This is a genomic window from Luethyella okanaganae (genome assembly GCF_042660285.1).
Taxonomy (GTDB): Bacteria; Actinomycetota; Actinomycetes; order Actinomycetales; family Microbacteriaceae; genus Luethyella; species Luethyella okanaganae.
Genome location: NZ_JBHSTP010000004.1, coordinates 128,572 through 151,309, shown reverse-complemented (window position 1 = coordinate 151,309; position 22,738 = coordinate 128,572). Strand labels below are relative to the sequence as shown.

Genomic DNA, 22,738 nt, shown 5'->3' with positions numbered 1-22,738 from the left:
TGAACAGCGTCGAGCGGGTTCTAGGCTGGGCACGTGCGTAAAGTCATCATCCTCGGTTCGACTGGTTCGATCGGTACACAGGCCCTCGACGTGATCCGGGCCAACCCGGAACGTTTCGAGGTCGTGGGGCTTGCGGCCGGCAGCGACGCTGAGCAGCTCGCGCAGCAGGCTGCGGACTTCCATGTCGACGAGACCGCGCTTGGCGCCGCAGATGCCGAACGCCTCGTGCGCTCGGTCGACGCCGATGTCGTGCTCAATGGCATCACCGGCTCCGTCGGACTCGGGCCGACGCTCGCCGCTCTCGAGACCGGCCGCACCTTGGCGCTCGCCAACAAGGAGTCTCTCATCGTCGGAGGCGAACTCGTCACGTCTGTTGCGAGACCCGGTCAGATCGTCCCGGTGGACTCTGAGCATTCGGCCATCGCCCAGGCGTTGCGCTCTGGCACACCGAGCGAGGTGCGCCGGCTCGTGCTCACAGCGTCGGGCGGGCCGTTCCGCGGGCGCTCCCGAGACTCGCTGAACGGAGTCACACCGGCGCAGGCGCTCGCGCATCCCACCTGGGACATGGGGCTCGTCGTCACGACCAACTCGGCCACCCTCGTCAACAAGGGCCTCGAGGTGATCGAGGCGCACCTGCTCTTCGACGTTCCCTACGACCGCATCGATGTGGTCGTGCATCCGCAATCGATCGTGCACTCGATGGTCGAGTTCGTCGACGGCTCGACCATCGCGCAGGCCTCTCCGCCCGATATGCGGTTGCCCATCTCGCTCGGGCTCGACTGGCCGAACCGGGTCGCCTCGGTCGGGAGGCCACTCGACTGGGCCTCTGCGCAGACGTGGAGCTTCGAGCCCCTCGACGAGGCAGCGTTCCCCGCGGTGACGCTCGCCAAGCAGGTCGGCCGGGCAGGTTCAAGCTATCCGGCAGTCTTCAACGCGGCCAACGAACAGGCCGTGCACGCCTTCCACGCGGGGCGCATCGGCTTTTCTGGCATCGTCGACACGGTCCGCAGGGTGGTCGACGGGCATGAGGCATGGTCGGGGCCGCTCACACGGGAGTCGCTCGTCGCGGCCGAAGACTGGGCGCGTGCTGCGGCGGACGGCTACCTCAGCGGTACGAGTCCGCGGTCCTGAACAGGGCCTCGGGCCACGGTGTCGCGCTCACGCCGAGCAACCGCTCCGTCTCGGCGGAGTCGATCACGAACGGCATGCGGAACTGATAGCTCGACGCCTCCACCTCGCGCATCGTGGGGTTGAAGCGGCCGAGTGTCCTGAGCATCCATGGCGGGTAGCCCGCTACCCGTCCGCTCGTGCCGTAGCGGGCGTTCACCTGAGCGGCGATCTCGGTGCGGGAAAGCGGCTCGTTGCTCGGCACGTGCCAGACGCGACCCCACTCGCTAGAGAAGTCTGCCGCGGCGACGAGGGTCGTGGCGATGTCTGGCAGGTAGCTCCAGCTGTGCGGGGCGATCGGATCGCCGACCACCATGGCCTTCTTCGAGTTCAGCACTGCACGAAAGAACGATTCGCCGAGATGCGCGGTTCCCTTCGCGTTCGGCCCGAAGTAGTCGCTCGCACGCACCTCGACGGCCCTGAGCTCTCCACGTTCGTGCGCTGCACGTGCCACAAACCAGCCGTCGCGGCGCACCTCACCCTTCGTCTCGGCCGGATGCAACGGCGTGCGCTCCGTCATCGGGCCGTCAGGGACTCCGTAGGCGTAGAGGTTTCCCATGAGCACGAGGCCGGCGCCGGAGCGCCTGGCGGCCTCGATCGCGGCGACGAAGACCGGTGGCCAGTCGGTCGCCCATGCCGGATAGGGCGGGTTGGTGCAGAGGAAGATCGTGTCCGCCCCGACAGCGGCGGCTCCGAAGGCGTCGGCGTCCGCAGCGTCGAGGCGCATGGCATCCGCCCCGGCCACGACGGTTCCCGAGCGGCTCGCCGCGATCACCGTGTCGCCGCGCGCGACGAGCTGCTCCGCGAGCTCCCGTCCGATGAGCCCCGTTCCGACCACCAGGTGACGTGCCATCGTCCGCTCCCATTCCTCGCTCCGGTTTCGCGATCCGGCTTCGTGCTCTGATTTCACCGCTCCGACGCGCTCATCATAGGGGGTGGCGGTTATGGCGGCCTCTCAGTCGACGTCGCCCGACGTTCAGCGTTCGCGCAGTCAGCCGTCAGCGGATGGCGGTATCGTGATGCAGTGGAATCCGTGCTGCTCTTCATTCTCGGCGTCGCCATCCTGGCGGTCGGCCTCGCCGTCTCGATCGGGCTCCACGAGATCGGCCACCTCGTGCCGGCGAAGCTCTTCGGCGTCAAGGTGACGCAGTACATGATCGGCTTCGGCCCGACGATCTGGTCGAAGCGCAAGGGCGAGACCGAGTATGGCGTCAAGGCGATCCCCTTCGGCGGCTACATCTCCATGATCGGAATGTTCCCGCCCGCCAGACAGGGCGGCGTGATGCGCAACGCGAGCACGGGTTTCTTCAACACCCTGGTTCAGGATGCCCGCACGGCCAGCGCGAGCACGATCACCGACGGCGACGAGCACCGGGCCTTCTACCGGCTGCCGGTGTGGAAGCGCGTCGTCATCATGTTCGGCGGCCCCTTCATGAACCTTCTCATCGCGGTCGTGCTCTTCGGGGTGCTGCTCATGGGGTTCGGCGCGGCGCAGGTCAGCACGACGGTCGGCAGCGTGTCCGCCTGCGTGCACAACGTGAGCGACACGAGCCAAAAGTGCACGGCGTCCGACCCGGTCGCGCCTGGGGCGGCGGCCGGCATCCTGCCCGGCGACCGGCTCGTCAGCATCGACGGTGCGGCAGTGACGAGCTGGGATCGATCCACTCAGCTCATTCGCGAGTCTGCCGGCGTGCCGCTCACTGTCGTCGTCGAACGCGACGGCGCCACGAAGAACCTGACCGTGACCCCTCTGCTCACCGAGCGGAATGTGACGGATGAAGCTGGTGCCGTCGTGACGGATGCCGACGGCAAGGCCGTGACCCGTCAGGTCGGGTTCGTCGGCATAGGTCCCGCGAGCGAGCTCGTACAACAGCCCGTGACGGCGGTGCTTCCCGCTGTCGGCCAGAACATCGGTGGTGTCGTGCACATCGTCGTCAACCTGCCGCAGCGTCTCGTCGACGTGGCCAATGCCGCCTTCGGGCCGGGAGAACGCGACCCCAACGGGCCCATCAGCGTCGTCGGCGTCGGCCGGGTCGCCGGTGAGATCGCGAGTATCGACACGATCCCGCTGCAAAGCAAGGCGGCGGGCCTCATCGAACTGCTCGCCTCGCTCAACATCGCCCTCTTCGTCTTCAACCTGATCCCGCTCATGCCGCTGGATGGCGGGCACATCGCGGGTGCGCTGTGGGAGGCCGTCCGTCGCGGCTTCGCTTCGCTCTTCCGCAAGCCGGATCCCGGACCGGTCGACACGGCCAAGCTCATGCCGCTCACCTTCGCTGTCGTGATCGTGCTCGGCGGCATGAGCGCGCTGCTCATCTACGCCGACATCGTCAAGCCTGTCAACCTCTTCGGCTGAGGCTTGCGGGGCGGGCGCGCCTACCGCCTGCTCCGGTGCGGCTAACGCCTGTGTCACTGCGGGTGCCGGTCGGCGGGCGACGGTCAGCGGGTGCCGGTCGGCGGGCGACGGTCAGCGTGAGAGCAGCAGTGCGTCGCCCTGTCCGCCGCCCCCGCACAGCGCGACGACGGCCTTGCCTGAGCCGCGTCGTGCGAGCTCGTGGGCTGCGTGCAGCGCCAGCCGTGCGCCGGAGGCGCCGATCGGGTGGCCGATCGCAATCGCTCCGCCATGGATGTTGACGACCTCAGGCGAGAGACCGAGGTCGCGGGTCGACTGCAGGGTCACGGCGGCGAAGGCCTCGTTGATCTCGACGAGGTCCAGATCGCTCGCGGCCCAGCCCTGGCGGGAGAGCGCAGCCCTGATCGCGTTGGACGGCTGCGAGTGCAGCGAGTTGTCGGGTCCGGCCACATGACCGGACGCCTCGACTGTGGCCAGCCATGGCAGTCCGCGTTCCTCGGCGAACCGGCGGCTCGAAAGCACGAGCGCGCTCGCCCCGTCGCTCAACGGCGACGAGTTGCCCGCCGTGATCGTCCCGTCCGGGGTGAAGGCCGGACGTAGGCCGCCCAGGGTATCGGTCGTGCTCTCGCCTCGCACACCCTCATCGCCTGCGATCACGATGGGGTCCCCCTTGCGCTGCGGCACGGGCACGGAGGCGATCTCGGAGTCGAAGATGCCCGCAGCCTGCGCCGCCGCCGCCCGCTGGTGCGATGCCGCGGCGATCTCATCCTGCTCCCGTCGTCCGATGCCGAGCCTGCCGTTGACGTGTTCGGTCGACTCGCCCATCGAGAGACCGTCGAAGGCGTCCGTCAAACCGTCGTACGCCGCGTGGTCGAGAGCGCCGATCGTGCCGTAGGCCCAGCCCTTTCGGGAGCCGGCCAGCAGGTGCGGCGCGTTGGTCATGGACTCCTGCCCTCCCGCGACGACGACATCGGCCTCGCCGAGGCGGATGAGCCTGGCGGCGTCGACCACCGCGGCGAGACCCGAAAGGCACACCTTGTTGAGCGTCATAGCCGGGACGTTCCACGGGATGCCTGCCGCGATGGCGCTCTGCTTGGCCGGATTCTGACCGGCGCCGGCTTGCAACACCTGACCCATGAGCACGGCGGCGACCTCATCTGCGCTCACCCCCGACGTGGCGATCGCGTCGGCGATGGCGATCGTGCCGAGCTGCACGGCCGTGAGGGCGGCGAACTGGCCGTTGATGCGGCCCTGAGGTGTTCGCGAACCGGACAGGATGACGACCTCGATAGCGCTCATGACGCTGACTCCTTGTCTGCGAGCTTGTGTCTGCAGGGGCTCTTCGACTTTAACGCCGAAGTGTGGGCGCGACATACCGGGCCCAGCCGCGTGTGAGAGACGGCGCGTAAGCTAGCAGGGTGCCAGCAGTGAATCTCGGAATGCCGAAAGTGCCGGAGGTCCTCGCTCCGCGCCGCACCTCTCGTCAGATCAAGGTCGGCAAGGTGCTCGTAGGCGGCGACGCGCAGATCAGCGTGCAGTCGATGACCACGACACCGACGCCGAACATCAACGCGACGTTGCAGCAGATCGCCGAACTCACCGCGTCGGGATGCGACATCGTGCGCGTTGCCGTGCCGAGCCGCGACGATGCAGAGGCGCTGCCGATCATCGCCAAGAAGAGCCAGATCCCGGTCATCGCAGACATCCACTTCCAGCCCAACTACGTCTATGCCGCGATCGACGCCGGATGTGCCGCCGTGCGCGTCAACCCGGGCAATATCCGCAAGTTCGACGATCAGGTGGGCGAGATCGCCCGTCGCGCCAAGGAGGCGGGTGTCAGCATCCGCATCGGTGTCAATGCCGGTTCGCTGGATCCTCGGCTGCTGCAGAAGTACGGCAAGGCGACGCCGGAGGCGCTCGTGGAGAGCGCCGTGTGGGAGGCGAGCCTGTTCGAAGAGCACGACTTCCACGACTTCAAGATCTCGGTCAAGCACAACGACCCGATCGTCATGGTCAAGGCCTACCGTCTGCTCGCAGAGCGCGGGGACTGGCCGTTGCACCTCGGCGTGACTGAAGCCGGTCCAAGCTTCCAGGGCACCATCAAGAGCGCCACCGCGTTCGGCATCCTGCTCTCTGAGGGCATCGGCGACACGATAAGGGTCTCTCTCAGCGCGCCTCCGTCCGAAGAGGTCAAGGTCGGGCTGCAGATCCTGCAATCGCTCAATCTGCGTGAGCGCAAGCTCGAGATCGTCTCCTGCCCGAGCTGTGGACGCGCGCAGGTCGACGTCTACAAGCTCGCCAACGATGTGACCGACGGTCTCGAGGGTATGACGGTGCCGCTGCGCGTCGCGGTGATGGGATGCGTCGTGAACGGGCCCGGCGAGGCGCGCGAAGCGGACCTCGGCGTTGCCTCCGGCAACGGCAAGGGGCAGATCTTCGTCAAGGGCGAGGTCATCAAGACCGTGCCGGAGTCCGAGATCGTCGCGACCCTCATCGAAGAGGCCAATCGGATCGCGGCCGAGATGCCGGCGAACGACACCTCGATCGGGGCGCCGGTCGTCACCGCCGGCTGAGTTCAGGCCGTTCGCGCGACGAGACCCTCCTCCGCGAGCACGAAGCGTGCCGCGCCCGTCGCGATGTCAACGGAGTCGAGCGTCACCGTCACGTGCGAACCGGGTTTCGGGCGCTCCGGGGCGGCGCATTCCGCGGTGACGGCCGGCTGGACGAGCTGGATGACGGCAGTGTCGCCGCGCTGAGCCAGAACCGTCGCGGCGAAGCGCCGACCGATCTTGTCGCTCAGCAGCGCCGCCTCGACTCGGTCGACGGAGGCCGAGTCGAGCTGCGCCGCAATACGCGACGATGCGCCCATGATCGTGGGCAGCTCGCCGAGTGATTCGCGAGCCCACCTGGGAACGTCGGTGCCGTTGCTCAGGGCCTCGCAGATGACGAGGGACCAGCGGTCGACGAGCCGGCGCAGGGGGGCCGTCGTATGCGCGTAGGGGGCGCCGACAGCCGACTGCACCGGATCGGCCGGGGTGAAGCCGTTCATCGCAACGTAGCCTGCACCGCGGAACAGGCCGGTTGCGGCCTGCATGATCGCGAGTGCGGCGGGATCGCTGCGGTCGAGACCGCGCAGGTATTCCCCGTACTCCTGGTCTTCCGGCCACGGTTGCCCGAGCGCCTCCGTCTGCCGACGGAAGGTCGAGACCGCGTCCTCGCCCGGCGGGGGCATCGTGCGCAAGATGCCCACCCGCCCGTTCAGCATCATCTCGGCCGCGGCCATCCCCGTCATGAGCGAGAGCTGGGCATTCCAATCCTCGACGGGCAGTGGCAGACGCCGCTCGATCGAGTAGCCGCCGTCGTTGCGCACGATCTCCTCGTCGGGGGTGTTGAGACTCGCGCCGCCGCGACGGCGTTCGAGCTCGATGCGTGCGAGACCGACGACCTTGAGCAGGGCGAGGGAGGCATCGGCGGTTCCGTCGTCGATGGCGGCCTGCACTTCGTCGTAGTCGTACTGCCGCCTCGATCTGACACGTGCCCGACGTACCCTCACCGATCGCACGGCTGCTTCGGGGTCGAGGTGGAACTCCCAGACGAATGCCCCGCGTTCGACGCCGGGAAGAAGGGATCCTGCACCGTCACTGATCGAGGGGGGATGCAGGGGGATGCGCCCGTCTGCGGCGTAGATCGTCTGCCCGCGCTGCCTGGCCTCGCCGTCGACGGCTCCGCCGGGCACGACGAAGGCGGGAACATCGGCGATCGCGTAGTGCACGAGGTACCCGGAGCCGGTCGCCTCCAGGTGCAGCGCCTGGTCGAGGTCGGTCGCTCCCATCGGGTCTATCGTGACGAAGTCGATGTCGGTGCGATCCAGATCGGGCAGCACGACGGATGCCGCTGCATCCTCCGCTTCGGCGAGCACCGACGGCGGGAAACCGGTCGGCAACTCGAAGGCGGTGCGCAATGAGGCGAGTGCTCGGGCGAGTTCGCTCTGCGCGGCGGATGCTGCGACATGTGGCCGGCGTGAGGGCATGCGCCCAGCCTATGCGGCGCTCGATAAACTAACGCTCGTGCCTACACGCCTCTCGAACTACTTTCTGCGCACCCTCCGCGACGATCCCTCGGATGCCGAGGTCGCGAGTCATCGTCTGCTCGTGCGGGCCGGTTACATTCGGCGTCAAGCTCCCGGCATCTTCGCCTGGCTGCCGCTCGGCTTGCGTGTCAAGGAGAAGATCGAGCGCATCATCCGCGAGGAGATGACTGCGGCGGGAGCGCACGAGGTGCATTTTCCGGCGCTGCTTCCCAAGGAGCCCTACGAGCTGACCGGCAGGTGGGAGGAGTACGGTGACGGGTTGTTCCGGCTGCAGGACCGCAAGGGGAGCGACCTGTTGCTCGCCCCGACGCACGAGGAGGTCTTCACGCTGCTCGTGAAAGACCTGTACAACTCCTATAAGGATCTGCCGCTGTCGATCTACCAGATCCAGGACAAGTACCGTGACGAGGCGCGCCCCCGCGCTGGACTGCTGCGCGGCCGCGAGTTCACGATGAAGGATGCCTACTCCTTCGACTACACCGACGCGGGCCTCGATGCCAGCTACCAGGCGCAACGCGACGCGTACGAGCGCATCTTCACGCGTCTCGGCCTCGAATACGTGATCGTTCAGGCGGATGCCGGAGCGATGGGCGGCTCCAAGAGCGAGGAGTTCTTGCATCCGACCCCCATCGGCGAGGACACCTTCGTGCGCTCGGCGGGCGGCTACGCGGCGAACGTCGAGGCGTTCACGACGACGCCTCCTCCAGTTCGAAGCTATGACGCGTTGACCCCGGCCGAGGTGCTCGACACCCCGGACACGCCCACGATCCAGACACTCGTCGACCGCGCGAACACGGCCCACCCGCGGCCGGACGGCCGCGCCTGGACGGCGGCAGACACCCTCAAGAACGTCGTGCTCGCGCTCACGCAGCTCGACGGCACGCGCGAGCTCGTGATCATCGGGCTCCCCGGAGACCGTGAGGTCGACACCAAGCGCGCCGAGGTCGCGTTCCAGCCGGCCGCTGTCGAGGCGGCGACCGAGGAGGACTTCGCGAAGCACCCCAGGTTGGTCAAGGGCTATATCGGACCGTGGTCCGCCACCGGGCCCGTCCTCGGCGAGGAGTCGAGCACGGGCATCCGCTACGTCGTCGATCCCCGCATAGTCGACGGTTCCGGGTGGATCACCGGGGCGAACGAGCACGGCAAGCATGTCTTCGGACTCGTGGCCGGCCGCGATTTCGGCCACGACGGCACCGTCGAAGTGGCTGGGGTGCTGCCCGGCGACCCCGCTCCTGATGGCTCCGGGCCGGTCGAGCTCGCCCGCGGCATGGAGATCGGCCATGTCTTCCAGCTCGGTCGTAAATACGCGGAGGCCTTCGGGCTCAAGGTGCTTGACGAGAACGGCAAGCTCGTCACCGTGACGATGGGCTCCTATGGCATCGGCGTCACCCGCATCCTCGCGATCATCGCCGAACTGAACAACGACGACAAGGGGCTCGTCTGGCCGGCATCCGTCTCTCCCTTCGACGTCCACGTCATCGCGACGGGCCGGGATGACGCGGCGTTCGAGGCCGCGGAGATCGTCGTCGCCTCGCTCGAGGCCGTGGGCAAGAGCGTGCTCTACGACGACCGTCCGAAGGTCTCTCCCGGGGTGAAGTTCGGCGATGCCGAGCTCATCGGCGTTCCGAAGATCGTGATCGCGGGCCGCGGGGTCTCCGAGGGACTCGTGGAGCTCTGGGATCGTGCGACCGGAGAGCGCACCCCCGTCGCGATCACGGAGATCGCCGCAGCGTTCTCCTAGCTTCTTGCCGCGTTCTCTAGTTTTAGCTTCTAGGCTTCGTGCCGTGTTCTCCTGGTTCCTTGCCGCGTTCTCCTGGTTTCTTGCCGCGTTCTCCTGGTTTCGTGCCGTGTCCTCGCGACTGCCTCCCGGCCTCGTCTCTACCCGCGAACCGGCAGTCGTCGCCGTTCTGGGAGCGCGATAAGGGCGACGACTGCCAGTTCGGTGAGCGACCCCGCGGAGAGCGACGACGGAGTTTCACGGGATCGTCACGGGACGTTCACCGAGCGGGGGCGGATGCGGACGGCGTTCACAGTCCATCCTGGTATGACCGACCTCACCAGCGATTGGGACACCGATGACTCTCGAACACCCGCGTCTCCTGCCGATGGCCGACCATGTGCGTGGCAAGCGCTCGGCCGTGACCTGTCAGCTCAAGTGCGCCAATGCGTGCCTCGGCGACGAGTGCAACACCTCCTCCAACCCGTCGTTCCGAGACATCGCCTCCGTCGCGCTGTCGCGGCGCGCGCTGCTAGGACTCGGCACGGCCGGCGCGCTCGCCCTCATCGTCGGCGATGCGGCGACGGATGCGCCCGCCGCGCAGGCGGCCGGAGCCGCACCCGCTGTGCCGGCCGGCGCAGGTCTCTCCTTCGGACCGATCGCCCCCGTCGACAAGGCCGTCGACGCCTTTGTCGTGCCGGAAGGCTTCTCGTGGAGCCCGATCATCCGCTGGGGCGACCCGCTCTTCGCCGACTCGCCGGCCTTCGACATCCACAGCCAGACGGCCGCCGCGCAGGAGCGCCAGTTCGGCTACAACAACGACTACCTCGCCATCGTCCCCGACGCGAGCGGCACAAGCGGTGTGCTCGTCTGCAACCACGAGTACGTGAACCCGAACATCATGTTCCCCGCTTCGAGTGACCCGGCAGTGCTCGAAGACCGTGCCAATCTCTACAAGGCCGCGCAGGGCATGACCGTCGTCGAGCTCACCCGTCCGGCCGTCGGCCAGCCGTGGAGCTATGTTCAGGGTGGCGCACGCAACCGCCGTCTCACGGTCGAGACCGAGTTCGAACTGACCGGTCGGGCCGCCGGCTCGACGCTGCTGAAGACGATCGACGACCCGAGCGGACGGATCGTGCGCGGCACGCTCGGCAACTGCGCTGGCGGGCTCACCCCATGGGGCACGATCCTCTCGGGTGAGGAGAACTTCAACGGCTACTTCACGGCTCCAACGGTCAGCGCGGAGCGCAAGCGCTATGGGCTGGCTGCGCTCACGACTTCGACGACGTGGGAGCGCTACGACCCGCGCTTCAACGCCGACAATCCCGGTTACGAGAACGAGCCGAACCGCTTCGGATACATCGTCGAGATCGACCCGCAGAACCCGACCGCCATGCCGCTCAAGCACACGGCGATGGGCCGGTTCAAGCACGAGGGCGCGAACGTCATCGTTGGCGACGACGGCAAGGTTGTGGCGTACATGGGCGACGACGAGCGCAACGACTACCTCTACAAGTTCGTCTCCAAGCACAAGTACAACCCGAAGAACAACCCGGGCGCGCGCAAGCAGAACCGCCGTCTGCTGAGCGATGGCGACCTCTACGTCGCGAAGTTCACGGGCAACTCCGCCGCCGAGATCGACGGCTCCGGGCGGCTTCCGAGCGACGGGCTCTTCGATGGAACGGGGGAGTGGGTTGCGCTCACGCACAAGGGTGAGAGCGCCGTTCCTGGTATGACCACCGAACAGGTGCTCGTGTACACACGGCTCGCCGCGGATCTCGCGGGAGCCACGAAGATGGACCGCTGCGAGGATGTCGAGCCCAGCCTGGCTACTGGCAAGGTCTACATCGCCTGCACGAACAATTCCGATCGCGGCAAGGCGGGCAAGAACGCGCCGGCCGATGAGGCGAACCCGCGCAACGGAAACCGTGACGGCCACGTGATCGAGCTCACTGAGGTGTCCGGTCAGGGTGGCACTCGCTTCGCGTGGAACATCCTGCTGCTCTGCGGCAACCCGGCGACCGACTCGACCACGTACTTCGCCGGCTATCCGAAGGAGCAGGTGTCGCCGATCTCCTGCCCCGACAACGTCGCCTTCGACTCCGAGGGCAACCTGTGGATATCGACCGACGGTGCGCCGAGCAAGATCGGCACGAACGACGGTCTGTTCAAGGTTCCGCTCGAAGGACCGGAGCGCGGTCGCGTGCAGCAGTTTCTCTCGGTGCCGCGCGACGCCGAGACCTGTGGTCCCGTCATCCACGACCAGGACGGTCTCGTCTTCGTCGCCGTGCAGCACCCGGGCGAGGAGGGTGCATGGGAGGCGCCGCACTCGCTGTTCCCCGACTATGTCGATGCGGACGGCGGCGGCAAGTTCCGTGCACCTCGCCCGGCGGTGGTGCAGTCCTGGAGATCGAGCGCACTCTGAGTCGTCCCTCGTAGTTGTTCCTCGAACCGGCAGTCGTCGCCCCTATGGGAGCGCCATAGCGGCGGCGACTGCCGGTTCGGTGCGTTGGGATGCGCGAAGCGAATGCTGCCAGTGGTGACGGGAGTCGTGGGAGTCGGGTAACTTAGACCTCTAGCCCGCTGTGCGGTGGTGCGGCGGTGAGACTTGAATAGATGAATAGAGGAGGCCGGCAATGGACATCGACCTCAGCGTCCTGCGTCTGATGGAACGCGAGAAAGACATCCCCTTCGAGGAACTCGTGGAGATCATCGAACAGGCCATCTTGACCGCGTACCTCAAGCACGTCAATCCGGCCGCACACGGGCATCTGAACCCGGATGGCGCGCGTGTGCATCTCGACCGCAAAAGCGGCCACGTCTCGGTCTTCGTACCGGAGCTCGACGAGGAGGGCAACGTCGTCGGCGAGGCCGAGGACAGCCCGAGCGACTTCGGCCGGATCGCCGCCTTCGCGGCCAAGCAGATCATCAACCAGCGGCTGCGCGACATCGCAGACGACGCGGTGCTCGGTGAGTTCCGCGGACGCGAGGGCGATATCGTCGCCGGTGTGATCCAGCAGGGGCCGAACCCGCGCATGATCCACGTCGATCTCGGCAGCGTCGAGGCGATCCTACCGCCCGAGGAGCAGGTTCCCGGTGAGGAGTACAACCACGGGTCGCGTATCCGCGTGTACGTGACGAGCGTCAGCAAGGGGCTCAGGGGGCCGCAGATCACGGTCTCCCGCACGCATCCCGCGCTCGTGCGCAAGCTGTTCGCGCTCGAGGTTCCCGAGATCGCGAGCGGGGTCGTCGAGATCGTGTCCCTGGCTCGCGAGGCCGGCCATCGCACCAAGATCGCTGTGCGTGCGACCGAGCCGGGTGTGAACGCCAAGGGCGCGTGCATCGGCGAGCTCGGCCAGCGTGTGCGTGCGGTGACGGCAGAGCTCAACAACGAGAAGATCGACATCGTCGACTACTCGGAGGATCTCGCCACCTTCGTCTCGAGTGCGCTCTCGCCCGCGAAGGTCACGAGTGCCTTCGTCATCGACGAGTCGCTCAAGGCCGTTCGGGCGCTCGTGCCGGACTACCAGCTTTCGCTCGCGATCGGCAAGGAGGGGCAGAACGCCCGCCTCGCCGCCAAGCTGACGGGCGCGAAGATCGACATCCAGCCCGACTCGATCCTCGAAGAGGACTAAGGCGCCTTGGGAGCCAGCCGGCTTTCGCGAAAGCGCGAGCTGCACGCGCACGTGACGTAGCCTCGATCGTGACGAGAACGCACGAGGCTGTGCTCGCGCAGACCTTGTCCCCGGCCTCTCGCCTCGAGGAGGAGTGCTAACATGGAACCCGTTAGAACGTGCGTTGGGTGCCGTTCGCGTGATCCGAGATCCTCTCTTCTGAGGGTCGTGGCCCGGGGATCAGAACTTGTGGTGGATGACACCGCCACACTTCCCGGGCGTGGCGCGTGGCTGCATCCGACTCTTGAGTGTTTTCGCTCAGCCGTGCAGCGCCGGGCCTTCGGGCGGGCGCTCAAGGCGAACGAGGCGCTCGACACGGAAACTTTAGAGAACAGGCTGAACGGCACAGTGATCACCAATGAGTGACAACTAATGAGCGGCTCGAAATGAGACCCGTCCGTCTTTTTTAATGGTCTGCCCCTGTCCGGGTGCAGACCCGGAACAGGAGAATTGTGGCTGCAAATCCACGCGTGCACGAGATCGCAAGCGAGATCGGTGTAGACAGCAAGATCGCTCTTGCGAAACTCAAGGAGATGGGCGAGTTCGTCAAGGGCCCGTCTTCCAGTATCGCTCCGCCGGTCGCCCGGCGGCTGAAGGCTGCTCTCGAGGCGGACGGTGTCTCCGTCCAGGCCGCCGAGGCACCGACCAAGCCCGCTGCGGCGAAGCCTGCGGCGGCGAAGCCCACCCCCCAAGCCCCTGCCGCTCCGGTCGTCAAGGAGGCTCAGGAGGCCCCTGTGGCCGAGGCCGTTCCAGTTCCGGTCGCCCCGCTCACTGTTGCCGAGCGTCAGGCCCAGGCTGAGGAGCGCGCCGCCGCCGCCGAGGCCGCGACGTCGACGGATGCCCCGGCCGCTTCGTCTGCGAGTGCTCCGGCTTCCACAACCACGAACTCGTCGATCCCTCGCCCCGGCGCGCCCCGTCCTGGCGCTCCCCGCCCCGGCAACAACCCCTTCGCCTCCAATCAGGGCATGGGTCAGCGTCCCGCGAACCCACGGCCGGGCAACAACCCGTTCGCGAGCGCACAAGGCATGGGTCAGCGTCCGACTCCGAGCAACATCCCGCGTCCGGCGGCTCAGCGCCCCGGTTCGCCGCGTCCGGGTGGTCCCGGCATGGGCCAGCGCCCGGTCGGCTTCGGCCAGCGTCCGGGCGCCGGTGGCTTCCAGCGCCCCGGTGGTGCGGGCGGAGCCCGCCCGGCCGGAGGAGGTTTCCAACGTCCTGGTGGCGCTGGTGGCGCCCCGGGTGCCGGTGGCGGTTTCGCTCCACGCCCGGCCGGCGGCGGCGGTCGTGGTCGTGGCCCCGGCGGTGGAACGGCTGGAGCGTTCGGTCGCGGTGGCGGCAAGAGCAAGGCTCGCAAGTCGAAGCGGACGAAGCGGCAAGAGTTCGAGCTGCGGGAGGCCCCATCGCTCGGTGGCGTCAGCGTTCCCCGTGGCGACGGCGACACCGTCGTCCGACTGCGCCGTGGTGCCTCGATCACGGACTTCGCCGACAAGATCGATGCCAGCCCCGGCAACCTCGTGACCGTGCTGTTCCATCTCGGAGAGATGGCGACGGCGACGGAGTCGCTCGACGAGGCCACTTTCGCCATTCTCGGCGAGGAACTCGGTTACAAGATCCTCGTCGTCTCTCCTGAAGAAGAGGATCGTGAACTGCTCGAGGGCTTCGACATCGATCTCGATCAGGAACTCGAGGACGAGACCGACGAAGACCTCGAGATTCGTCCACCGGTCGTGACCGTCATGGGCCACGTCGACCACGGTAAGACCCGACTGCTCGACGCCATCCGCAATGCGAACGTCGTCGCCGGCGAGGCGGGAGGCATCACGCAGCATATCGGTGCCTATCAGGTGTGGACCGAGCACGAAGGCCTCGAGCGTGCCATCACCTTCATCGACACCCCCGGTCACGAGGCGTTCACCGCCATGCGTGCTCGTGGCGCACAGGTCACCGACATCGCGATCCTCGTTGTCGCGGCCGACGACGGCATCATGCCACAGACGATCGAAGCGCTCAACCACGCTCAGGCGGCGAATGTGCCGGTCGTGGTCGCCGTCAACAAGATCGATAAGGAAGACGCCAATCCGCAGAAGGTGCGCCAGCAGCTCACCGAGTTCGGACTGGTCGCCGAGGAATACGGCGGCGACGTCATGTTCGTCGACGTGTCCGCTCGCAACAACATCGGCATCCAAGACCTCCTCGACGCTGTGCTGCTGACGGCTGACGCCGGTCTCGATCTGCGGGCGAACCCGCACAAGGACGCTCGCGGCGTGGCCATCGAGGCCAAGCTCGACAAAGGCCGTGGTGCGGTTGCAACCGTGCTCATCCAGTCGGGAACGCTGCGTGTCGGCGACTCGATCGTCGCCGGAACTGCCTACGGACGTGTTCGTGCCATGGCCGACGAGAACGGCGATTCGGTCGAGGCCGCCTACCCGTCGCGTCCCGTTCAGGTGCAGGGTCTCTCGAGCGTCCCGCGTGCAGGCGACACCTTCCTCGTCACCGACGAGGACCGCACGGCTCGTCAGATCGCCGAGAAGCGCGAGGCGGCCGAGCGCAACGCGCAGCTCGCACGCGCCCGCAAGCGCATCAGCCTCGAAGACTTCACCCGCGCGCTCGAAGAGGGCAAGGTCGAGTCGCTCAACCTCATCCTCAAGGGCGACGTCTCCGGCGCCGTCGAGGCGCTCGAGGAGTCGTTGCTCAAGATCGAGGTCGACGACAGCGTCCAGCTCCGCATCATCCACCGCGGTGTGGGTGCGATCACCGAGTCGGATGTCAACCTCGCGACGATCGACAATGCGATCATCGTGGGCTTCAACGTGCGTCCGGACACGAAGGCGCGCGAGCGCGCCGCGCGCGAGGGTGTCGACATCCGCTTCTACTCGGTCATCTACAACGCGATCGACGAGATCGAGAGCTCGCTCAAGGGCATGCTCAAGCCTGAGTACGAAGAAGTCCAGTCCGGTGTCGCCGAGATCCGCGAGATCTTCCGCTCCTCGAAGTTCGGCAACATCGCCGGTGTCATCGTGCGCTCCGGAACGATCACTCGCAACGCCAAGGCGCGGGTCATCCGCGACGGGGTCGTCGTGGGGGACAATCTCGCGATCGAGTCGCTGCGCCGTTTCAAGGACGACGTCACCGAGGTGCGTACGGATTTCGAGGCCGGTATCGGTCTCGGCAAGTTCAACGACATCCAGATCGGCGACGAGATCGAGACGATCGAGCTCAAGGAGAAGCTGCGCGGCTGACGCGCCGTTGGGCGCTCCGACCGAGCACCGGTAGCCGAGACACGAGACGTGCTCTCGGCTTCCGGCCGTTCTCATATCTGATTCCGACGCGGTAGCGTCTATGCACGACCCCACGCAGGAGAGAAGACCATGGCAGATCCGGCACGTGCCAGAAAGATGGCCGATCGCATCAAAGTGATCGTCGCGAAGCGCCTCGAGCGGGGCATCCGCGATCCGAGACTCGGTTTCGTGACCATCACGGACGTTCAGATGACCGGCGACCTGCAGCATGCCTCGGTGTTTTACACGGTGTATGGAACCGAGGAGGAACGTGCCGACACCGCTGCGGCTCTCAAAGCGGCGACCGGGATGCTGCGCAGCGAGGTCGGCAAGAACATCACGGCCCGGCTCACTCCGTCCCTCGAGTTCATCCTCGATGCGATCCCCGAGAACGCCGCGCACATCGAAGGTCTGTTGCGTGAGGCGCGCGAGCGCGACACCGCCGTCGCCGGCTTGGCCGCGACAGCGGAGTACGCGGGAGACGCGGACCCCTACGTCAAGCCGCGGGAAGAAGCCGAGGGCGAGGACTTCGACGAAGATCTCGCCGAAGCCGAAGCCGAAGACAAGGCTGAGGCTGAGGCCGAGGCCGAGGCCGAAGACGAGGCAGGCAAGGCTTAGCCTGGTCCCGCCGTTGATGAAAGGTCCCCGGCTCGAAGGAGTCGGGCGTTTCCGTATTCGTATTCGTAGTCGTCGATGGTGGGAAGTCGATGGTGGGAATGAGTGTACCCATTGCTTTCGTGGTCATTCGTCGTCATGACGGCGTCGCTGTCCGCGTTCAGGACAGACCTGGGTGCAGCCTGGTAGCAGCAGTAGTAGATCCTTCGAAAAGAAAGAGGATGGATCTTCTCATTCCCCTCACCGGGTGGGTGCCTAGCCCGCCGGGTGCTCGGCGAGATAGCTCGCCGAGCCGGGGGCGCCGCCGCGCATGGAGAGTACATTCCCACCCGTGTCGAAGGTGATCCACGCATTGTAGTACTCGCCGTCGACGGGAACGTCGAAGGTGAGCATCGTCTGCGTCTCGCCGTTCACGAAGATCGGACGCTTGTCGAGATAGACCCACTGTCCTCCGTCGGAGGACTCGGATGGATCGATACCGCTCAATCCGTGGGCGACGGTGATGAGCTCGCCCATGATCCCGTAGTCGACCGCGGTCGCGTCGAAGAGCTCTTCGACGAGCTCTCCTGGCTCGGGCTGCGTGCTGTCTGCCCCGTCGCGGGTGACGGTCTGCGCGGACACGCTGAAGCGGTCCACCGTCTGCGCTCCCGGAGTCGTCGGCGCGCTCGCGGCGACGTCGGCACGCCAGAAGCTCAGGCTCGTGACGAACGGTCCGACCTTCTCGACGAGGGCGTCGACCTGCCGCCGCGCATTGTCTCCTACGAAGATGTCGGCCTCGGCCGCCGCTTCGGCCTGTCCGGCCTCCTCGGCGGCTTGCCGCCCCTCCCACCCGGATGCCGAGCGCACCTCGTCGAGCGTCGTCTCACCGTTCACGAGCTGTGCCATGATCGGATACGCCGGAATGAGCGCGAGCGCGGCTCCGGCGAGGAGACCGAAGCCGTATGCCCATACGGGAATGCGCCGTAGTCTGGAGGTATTCGCCGCGCTCGCTTGAGGCACCCAGACAGGCGCACTCCGCGTTGTACGCACGGCCTGGTCCGAGAGCGCCTGCACAGCCCAATCATCGGGCGGGTTCATGACGATAGCGACCGCAGAGGGAGCCTTCTGCGCGAGCGCAACCACTACGACGCACTCCGGTTGCAGGCGCGGGATCTCGACGATGTCGACGAGGCGCCGGGTACGCACCTGATAGGGAGAGCCGAAGCGCGGCATCACGAGCAGATCGATGTCGCACAGTGGCTGGTCGTTGATCGAGGTTCCGGTCCTAGCAATGGCGAGCACACGCGCCAAAGCGAGCCGGCCTTCGCTCCGGGCGAGCTGGATGTCCTCGGGCTTGCTCTCGGCTCCGAAGACCCCGCTCGCACTGCGGGCCACGAGCACTAGGGGGGTCAAGACGCCAGCCGCGATCGCGGTCGTGACCACCAGGCCGGTCCAAGCCTCGTCGGCCGAGAGGATCCACGCGACGGCTCCGGCGACGGCGGCACCGATGAGGGCGGAGACGAGGATCCGGATCATGAGCATACGCTATCGCCTGTTCGGGTGCCGCCGATCCTCCCGTCCTGAGCCTCACGACGGGAGAGTGTAGCCGTCGACCGTCGCGATCGCGAGGCCGTCGCCGAGCAGACCCGTGAGCGCGCGGTCGCGTTGCACGGCGTCCGGCCAGAGCTGCTCGATCTCGGTGTCGGTCACCGGTCGGTGGGTCGAGCGCAGCTCGCGCATGATGAGGCCGCGCACCTGGCGGTCGGAGCCCTCATACTTCTTCTGCGTGGGCTTGCGTGCCCCGAGGTACGGTGGATAGCCCTGGGCGCGCCAAGCGCACGCCTCGCGGATGGGACATTCCTGGCAGCGGGGTGCGCGAGCTGTGCAGACGATCGCACCGAGTTCCATGATGCCGGCGTTGAAGGTGCGCGCTTCCACGACGCCACGGGGCAGGATGGCCTCCATCGCCGTCAGGTCGCGGCGGCTCGGCGGTCCGGGCTCGCCCTGCCCGTCGACGGCTCGCGCGATGACCCGGCGGGTGTTCGTGTCCACCACCGGATGCCGATGGCCGTACGCGAAGGCGGCGACGGCTCGCGCCGTGTAGTCGCCGACCCCGCTGAGCGCCAGCAGGGCACCGACGTCCTCGGGTACCGTGCCCCCGTGCCGTTCGGTGATCTCCACGGCCGCCGCATGCAACCATAGGGCGCGACGCGGATAGCCGAGGCTCGCCCAAGCGCGCACCGCCGATGCGGGCGGTTCGGCGGCGAGTTCGACCGGTGACGGCCAGCGGTCCAGCCAGGCTTCGAGATGCGGGATGACTCGGTTGACCGGTGTCTGCTGCAGCATGAACTCGCTCACGAGGGTGCCCCAGGCGGTGAAGCCCGGGCGGCGCCAGGGCAGATCCCGCCCGTTCTCACGGAACCAGACGATGATCGCGGCGGCAATGACCTCGGTCTCGAACGTGCGCCGGTCGTGGGAGTCGTCTGTCGTGCGTCTCGTGATGTGGGTGCCCGCTGTCGTGTCCATCACCTCCAGCGTAGGCTCGCACCATGGAACTCGTCTCGACCCCACGCGTGCGGCTCCTGCGGGACCTTGCGACCGAGATCGCCCACGATCACGGTCGCGGGCGCGTGATCGTGGCGGTCGACGGCGTCGAGCGCTCGGGCAAGACCGCCTTCGCGGACGACCTGGGGGCGGTGTTCGCCGAGCGCGGCCATGCGGTGTTCCGGGCGAGCCTGGAGTTCTTCCACCGATCCCGCGCCGAGCAGGACGCCTTCGGGCCCGACACTCCCGAGCGCTACTACGGCTACGGGTTCGACTACTCGTTGCTGCGCCGAGTCCTCATCGGCCCGTTCCGGCTTTCGGGAAGCACCGGATTCGTTACCAGAGCCTTCGACCCCGCACGTGACGCCCGCATGGTTCCGAAGTGGGAGACGGGTCCGGCCGATGCGGTGCTCATCGTCGACGGGCGCTTCGCCAACCGGCCCGAGCTGCGGGATCTCTGGGACTACAGCATCCTGCTCGACGCGGAGCCTGCTGAGGGTGTGGCAGGCGCTCCGGACCGCCGGTACCTCTCGATCGCGAATCCGCGTTCCGCGGCATCGGCCATCGTCGACAACCACGAGCCGTCCGCGCCGCGACGTCTCCTCGCCGACGCCTCTTAGCTAGAGCCGGATCTGCTGACGTCTCATCGCTAGAGCCGGATCCGAGCGGAGACCGCGTCCGGTGTCGGATGCACCCCACTCGCCTCGACCTCGTGCACCATGGCGGTGATCGCCGCATTGACCGGTGTGGGGATGCCGACAGTCGAGCCTTCCCGCACCACGACGCCGTTGAGGTGGTCGATTTCGCTGCGTTGGCCGCGTCGCAGGCTCTGCAGAGTCGAACCGAGGTTGGGCACAGTGCCCATGCGCGCCTTCATGAGCAACGGCAGCAGTTGACCGATCCAGATCGGCAGCCGGGCGAAGAGCCTGAGCCGTCGATCCCCGAGACCCTGCAGTGTTCCGAAGCGGATGCCACGCGCTGTTCCGACCCGCACCGCCTCGCGCATGCTCGCCGTCATGATACGACGGAGGCCGCGATGGGCGACGACCGTCTGAACGCTCAGACCGGTGGCGGCGGGGAGGCCGTTGAGCATGTTGACGACGAGTTTCGTCCACTGCGCTCCGACGAAGTCGTCGATCGCTACGACGGGTGCGGCAGCCGAGAGCAGTGTCTGCCATCGTCGGGTCTCATCGTCGACGGGTCCGGATCCGCGGCCGATGTAGGTGGATGCCGGCGTCGTGATCGTGACGTGGCCAGGTTCCGTGTAGTTCGCGGCGATGATCGAGAGAGCCCCGAAGCACGACGATCGAGGCAGGAGGCGTTCGGCGGTCGCGACGCCGTCGAGTCCGTTCTGAAGGACGATGACGGATGCTCCGTCGATGACCGCCGCGTTGTCGTCGATCGCCGCAGCCGCATCCTGAGCCTTCGTGCACACGAGCACGAGTTCTGGGGTCTCGTCGAGTCGTTCGAGGGCATGCACCCATTCGTGCGCCTCGCCGAAGCCGCCGTCGAGGCGGATGCCGCCGGAGCGGATCGCCGCGAGACCGGCACCGCGCGCCGTCACGGTCACCTCGTGCCCTGCACGGGCAAGGAGCACCGCGAAGGTCCCGCCGAGCGCACCTGCTCCGATGACCGCGATCCTCATCGTTCCAGCCTAGATCTCGACGGTCGTCAGCTCCGCATCGAGATCCACGGCCGAGCGCTCGCCGTCCACGGATGCCGGTGGATGCGCGATCGTTCGAGCACGGGAGGCCTCGGTCCGAAGCGCAGCGCTGCGCCGCGACGGCAGGGCGATCGCGGCGACGGCGGCCGCGCCGAGGACGGCGGCGCCGACCATGATCGCGGGGATGGCGGCATCTACGTAGCCCGTCGGGGTGAGTTCGCCGCCGGCTCCGGTGAAGACGGCGGTAAGGACTGCGACACCGAGGGCGACGCCGATCTCGCGGAGCGTCGAGTTGGTGCCGGACGCCTTCGCATGGTCGGCCGGAACCATATTCGCGAGCACGGCGGTCGAACTCGGTGCGAACACGAAGCCCATGCCGATACCGGCGAGCAGGAAGGCGGGAACCATCTCACCGTACTCGACGGTCGCCGACATCGTCGCAGCGAGCCAGAACATGGCGACGCAGAGGAGGGCGAGCCCGATGACGATCGGCAGTCGGGTTCCCGTGCGGGGGCTAAACACTCCGGTGAGAGGCGCGACGATCATTGGTGCGAGGGTCCACGGCATCGTCATCACGCCTGCCTCGAGCGGAGTGTGTCCTTGCACGATCTGGAGAAACTGGATGAGGATGAAGATCGAGCCGAAGATGCCGAAGCTGAAGGTCACGCCGACGAGATTCGCCACAGTGAAACTCCGGTCCCGGAACAGACGGAGTGGGAGCAGCGGCGCATCCGTGCGCGTCTCCCAGACGAGGAAGGCGCCGAGCAGGACTCCGCCGCCGATGAGCGCGCCGAGCACTTCGGCGCTCGTCCAGCCTGCGTCGTTGCCGCGCACGATTCCGTAGACGAGGCCTAGCACGCCGAGCCCGGCGAAGAGGGTTCCGACGATGTCGGCCCGCACGCGCGCTCCGAAGCTCTGCGGCAGGGAGAGCAGTGCGAGCGGCACCGAGAGGATGCCGAGAGGAACGTTGAGCCAGAAGATCGCTTGCCAGTTCCAGCCCTCGACGACGGCGCCGCCGATGAGGGGGCCGAGAGCAACCCCGAGGCCTGAGATTCCGCCCCAGATGCCGATCGCGGCGGGTCGGAGTCTGTCACTGACGGAGCCGACGAGCAGAGTGAGCGAGAGGGGCATGAGGGCGGCGGCTCCGACACCTTGCAATGCGCGGGCGCCGATGAGCATCCACGGTTCGAGGCTGAGCGCGCAGAGCGCCGATGCGATGGTGAAGACGCCGATTCCGACGAGGAAGACGGTTCGGCGGCCGAAGCGGTCGCCGAGCGCGACGGCGAGGAGCATGAAGGTGGCGAAGCTCAGGGCGTAGGCGTTCATCACCCACTGCAGCTCTTCGATCGAGGCCGAGAGATCGTGGCTGATCACCGGGAGGGCACCGGTCACGACGAGGTTGTCGAGCGTCGCCATGAACATCGGCAGGGAGGCTGCGAGGATCGCGAGCCAGATGGGCACGCGTCGCGTCGGGTGAAGGGGTTTCACGGTATTCCTGACTGTTGTAATTGAATGATTACATGATGCAGATTAGTTATCGACTGATAACATGTCAAGCGTGTACGAGAAGCCTGACGAGAAGCCTGACGAGAAGCCTGACGAGAAGCCTGACGAGAAGCCTGACGAGAAGCCTGACGAGAAGCCTGACGAGAAGCCTGACG

At 67.1% G+C, this 22,738-nt stretch carries 17 protein-coding genes; 10 read left to right on the top strand and 7 right to left on the bottom strand.

From position 1 onward, the window contains the following. Positions 1-33 precede the first annotated feature (33 nt). Complete coding sequence (gene dxr, locus ACFQB0_RS14705) at positions 34-1,131, top strand: 1-deoxy-D-xylulose-5-phosphate reductoisomerase (protein WP_386733095.1); 1,098 nt, start codon at positions 34-36, stop codon at positions 1,129-1,131. Here the strand turns inward: dxr and ACFQB0_RS14700 are convergent. Next, positions 1,106-2,020: an NAD-dependent epimerase/dehydratase family protein gene (locus ACFQB0_RS14700; RefSeq protein WP_386733093.1), complete on the bottom strand. Its 915-nt coding sequence runs from the start codon at positions 2,018-2,020 to the stop codon at positions 1,106-1,108. The genes dxr and ACFQB0_RS14700 overlap by 26 nt on opposite strands. Before the next feature lie 171 nt (positions 2,021-2,191). Between ACFQB0_RS14700 and ACFQB0_RS14695 the strand changes: the two genes are divergently transcribed. Then, positions 2,192-3,523 carry a M50 family metallopeptidase gene (locus tag ACFQB0_RS14695; protein ID WP_386733092.1) on the top strand — a complete coding sequence of 444 codons (1,332 nt, stop codon included), beginning with the start codon at positions 2,192-2,194 and terminating at the stop codon, positions 3,521-3,523. A 111-nt stretch (positions 3,524-3,634) separates the two neighbouring features. Here ACFQB0_RS14695 and ACFQB0_RS14690 read toward each other — a convergent pair whose 3' ends face one another. Beyond that, on the bottom strand, positions 3,635-4,819 hold the full coding sequence (locus ACFQB0_RS14690; protein ID WP_386733090.1) for an acetyl-CoA C-acetyltransferase: 1,185 nt from the start codon (positions 4,817-4,819) through the stop codon (positions 3,635-3,637). A gap of 119 nt (positions 4,820-4,938) precedes the next feature. Between ACFQB0_RS14690 and ispG the strand changes: the two genes are divergently transcribed. Continuing rightward, the gene (gene ispG, locus ACFQB0_RS14685; protein WP_386733088.1) at positions 4,939-6,093 is read left to right on the top strand and encodes a flavodoxin-dependent (E)-4-hydroxy-3-methylbut-2-enyl-diphosphate synthase; all 1,155 of its coding nucleotides are present in this window, start codon (positions 4,939-4,941) and stop codon (positions 6,091-6,093) included. Positions 6,094-6,095: 2 nt separating this feature from the next. Here ispG and ACFQB0_RS14680 read toward each other — a convergent pair whose 3' ends face one another. Next, positions 6,096-7,550, bottom strand: coding sequence for an RNB domain-containing ribonuclease (locus ACFQB0_RS14680; RefSeq protein ID WP_386733085.1), 1,455 nt, complete (start codon positions 7,548-7,550; stop codon positions 6,096-6,098). 37 nt (positions 7,551-7,587) lie between these two features. On the opposite strand from ACFQB0_RS14680, the gene ACFQB0_RS14675 reads away from it, so the two are divergent. The 6 genes from ACFQB0_RS14675 (at position 7,588) to rbfA (ending at position 16,894) form a co-directional block, all read left to right on the top strand. Next, positions 7,588-9,351 (top strand): proline--tRNA ligase, encoded by a 1,764-nt coding sequence (locus tag ACFQB0_RS14675; RefSeq protein WP_386733083.1) that lies wholly within the window; start codon positions 7,588-7,590, stop codon positions 9,349-9,351. 334 nt (positions 9,352-9,685) lie between these two features. Then, entirely contained in the window at positions 9,686-11,752 is a 2,067-nt protein-coding gene (locus ACFQB0_RS14670; RefSeq protein WP_386733082.1) for a PhoX family protein, read from the top strand. A gap of 211 nt (positions 11,753-11,963) precedes the next feature. Continuing rightward, complete coding sequence (gene nusA / locus ACFQB0_RS14665) at positions 11,964-12,962, top strand: transcription termination factor NusA (RefSeq protein ID WP_386733080.1); 999 nt, start codon at positions 11,964-11,966, stop codon at positions 12,960-12,962. 141 nt (positions 12,963-13,103) lie between these two features. Continuing rightward, positions 13,104-13,367 carry a YlxR family protein gene (locus ACFQB0_RS14660; RefSeq protein ID WP_386733078.1) on the top strand — a complete coding sequence of 88 codons (264 nt, stop codon included), beginning with the start codon at positions 13,104-13,106 and terminating at the stop codon, positions 13,365-13,367. Positions 13,368-13,453: 86 nt separating this feature from the next. After that, positions 13,454-16,237, top strand: coding sequence for a translation initiation factor IF-2 (gene infB / locus ACFQB0_RS14655; protein ID WP_386733076.1), 2,784 nt, complete (start codon positions 13,454-13,456; stop codon positions 16,235-16,237). A gap of 129 nt (positions 16,238-16,366) precedes the next feature. After that, positions 16,367-16,894 (top strand): 30S ribosome-binding factor RbfA, encoded by a 528-nt coding sequence (rbfA, locus tag ACFQB0_RS14650; RefSeq protein WP_386733075.1) that lies wholly within the window; start codon positions 16,367-16,369, stop codon positions 16,892-16,894. 252 nt (positions 16,895-17,146) lie between these two features. On the opposite strand, the gene ACFQB0_RS14645 is transcribed toward rbfA, so the two are convergent. Together ACFQB0_RS14645 and ACFQB0_RS14640 are read right to left on the bottom strand one after the other, a co-directional pair. Then, positions 17,147-18,406 carry a hypothetical protein gene (locus tag ACFQB0_RS14645; RefSeq protein WP_386733074.1) on the bottom strand — a complete coding sequence of 420 codons (1,260 nt, stop codon included), beginning with the start codon at positions 18,404-18,406 and terminating at the stop codon, positions 17,147-17,149. Between the two features lie 51 nt (positions 18,407-18,457). Beyond that, entirely contained in the window at positions 18,458-19,396 is a 939-nt protein-coding gene (locus ACFQB0_RS14640) for an A/G-specific adenine glycosylase (protein ID WP_386733072.1), read from the bottom strand. 23 nt (positions 19,397-19,419) lie between these two features. Here ACFQB0_RS14640 and ACFQB0_RS14635 point away from each other — a divergent pair, with 23 nt between their 5' ends. Next, the gene (locus ACFQB0_RS14635) at positions 19,420-20,034 is read left to right on the top strand and encodes a hypothetical protein (RefSeq protein ID WP_386733070.1); all 615 of its coding nucleotides are present in this window, start codon (positions 19,420-19,422) and stop codon (positions 20,032-20,034) included. A gap of 29 nt (positions 20,035-20,063) precedes the next feature. Here the strand turns inward: ACFQB0_RS14635 and ACFQB0_RS14630 are convergent, their stop codons facing one another. Together ACFQB0_RS14630 and ACFQB0_RS14625 are read right to left on the bottom strand one after the other, a co-directional pair. Next, on the bottom strand, positions 20,064-21,059 hold the full coding sequence (locus ACFQB0_RS14630) for a ketopantoate reductase family protein (RefSeq protein ID WP_386733069.1): 996 nt from the start codon (positions 21,057-21,059) through the stop codon (positions 20,064-20,066). Positions 21,060-21,068: 9 nt separating this feature from the next. Further along, a complete protein-coding gene (locus ACFQB0_RS14625; protein ID WP_386733067.1) occupies positions 21,069-22,565 on the bottom strand; it encodes a DHA2 family efflux MFS transporter permease subunit in 1,497 nt (498 codons plus the stop codon). Positions 22,566-22,738 lie beyond the last annotated feature (173 nt).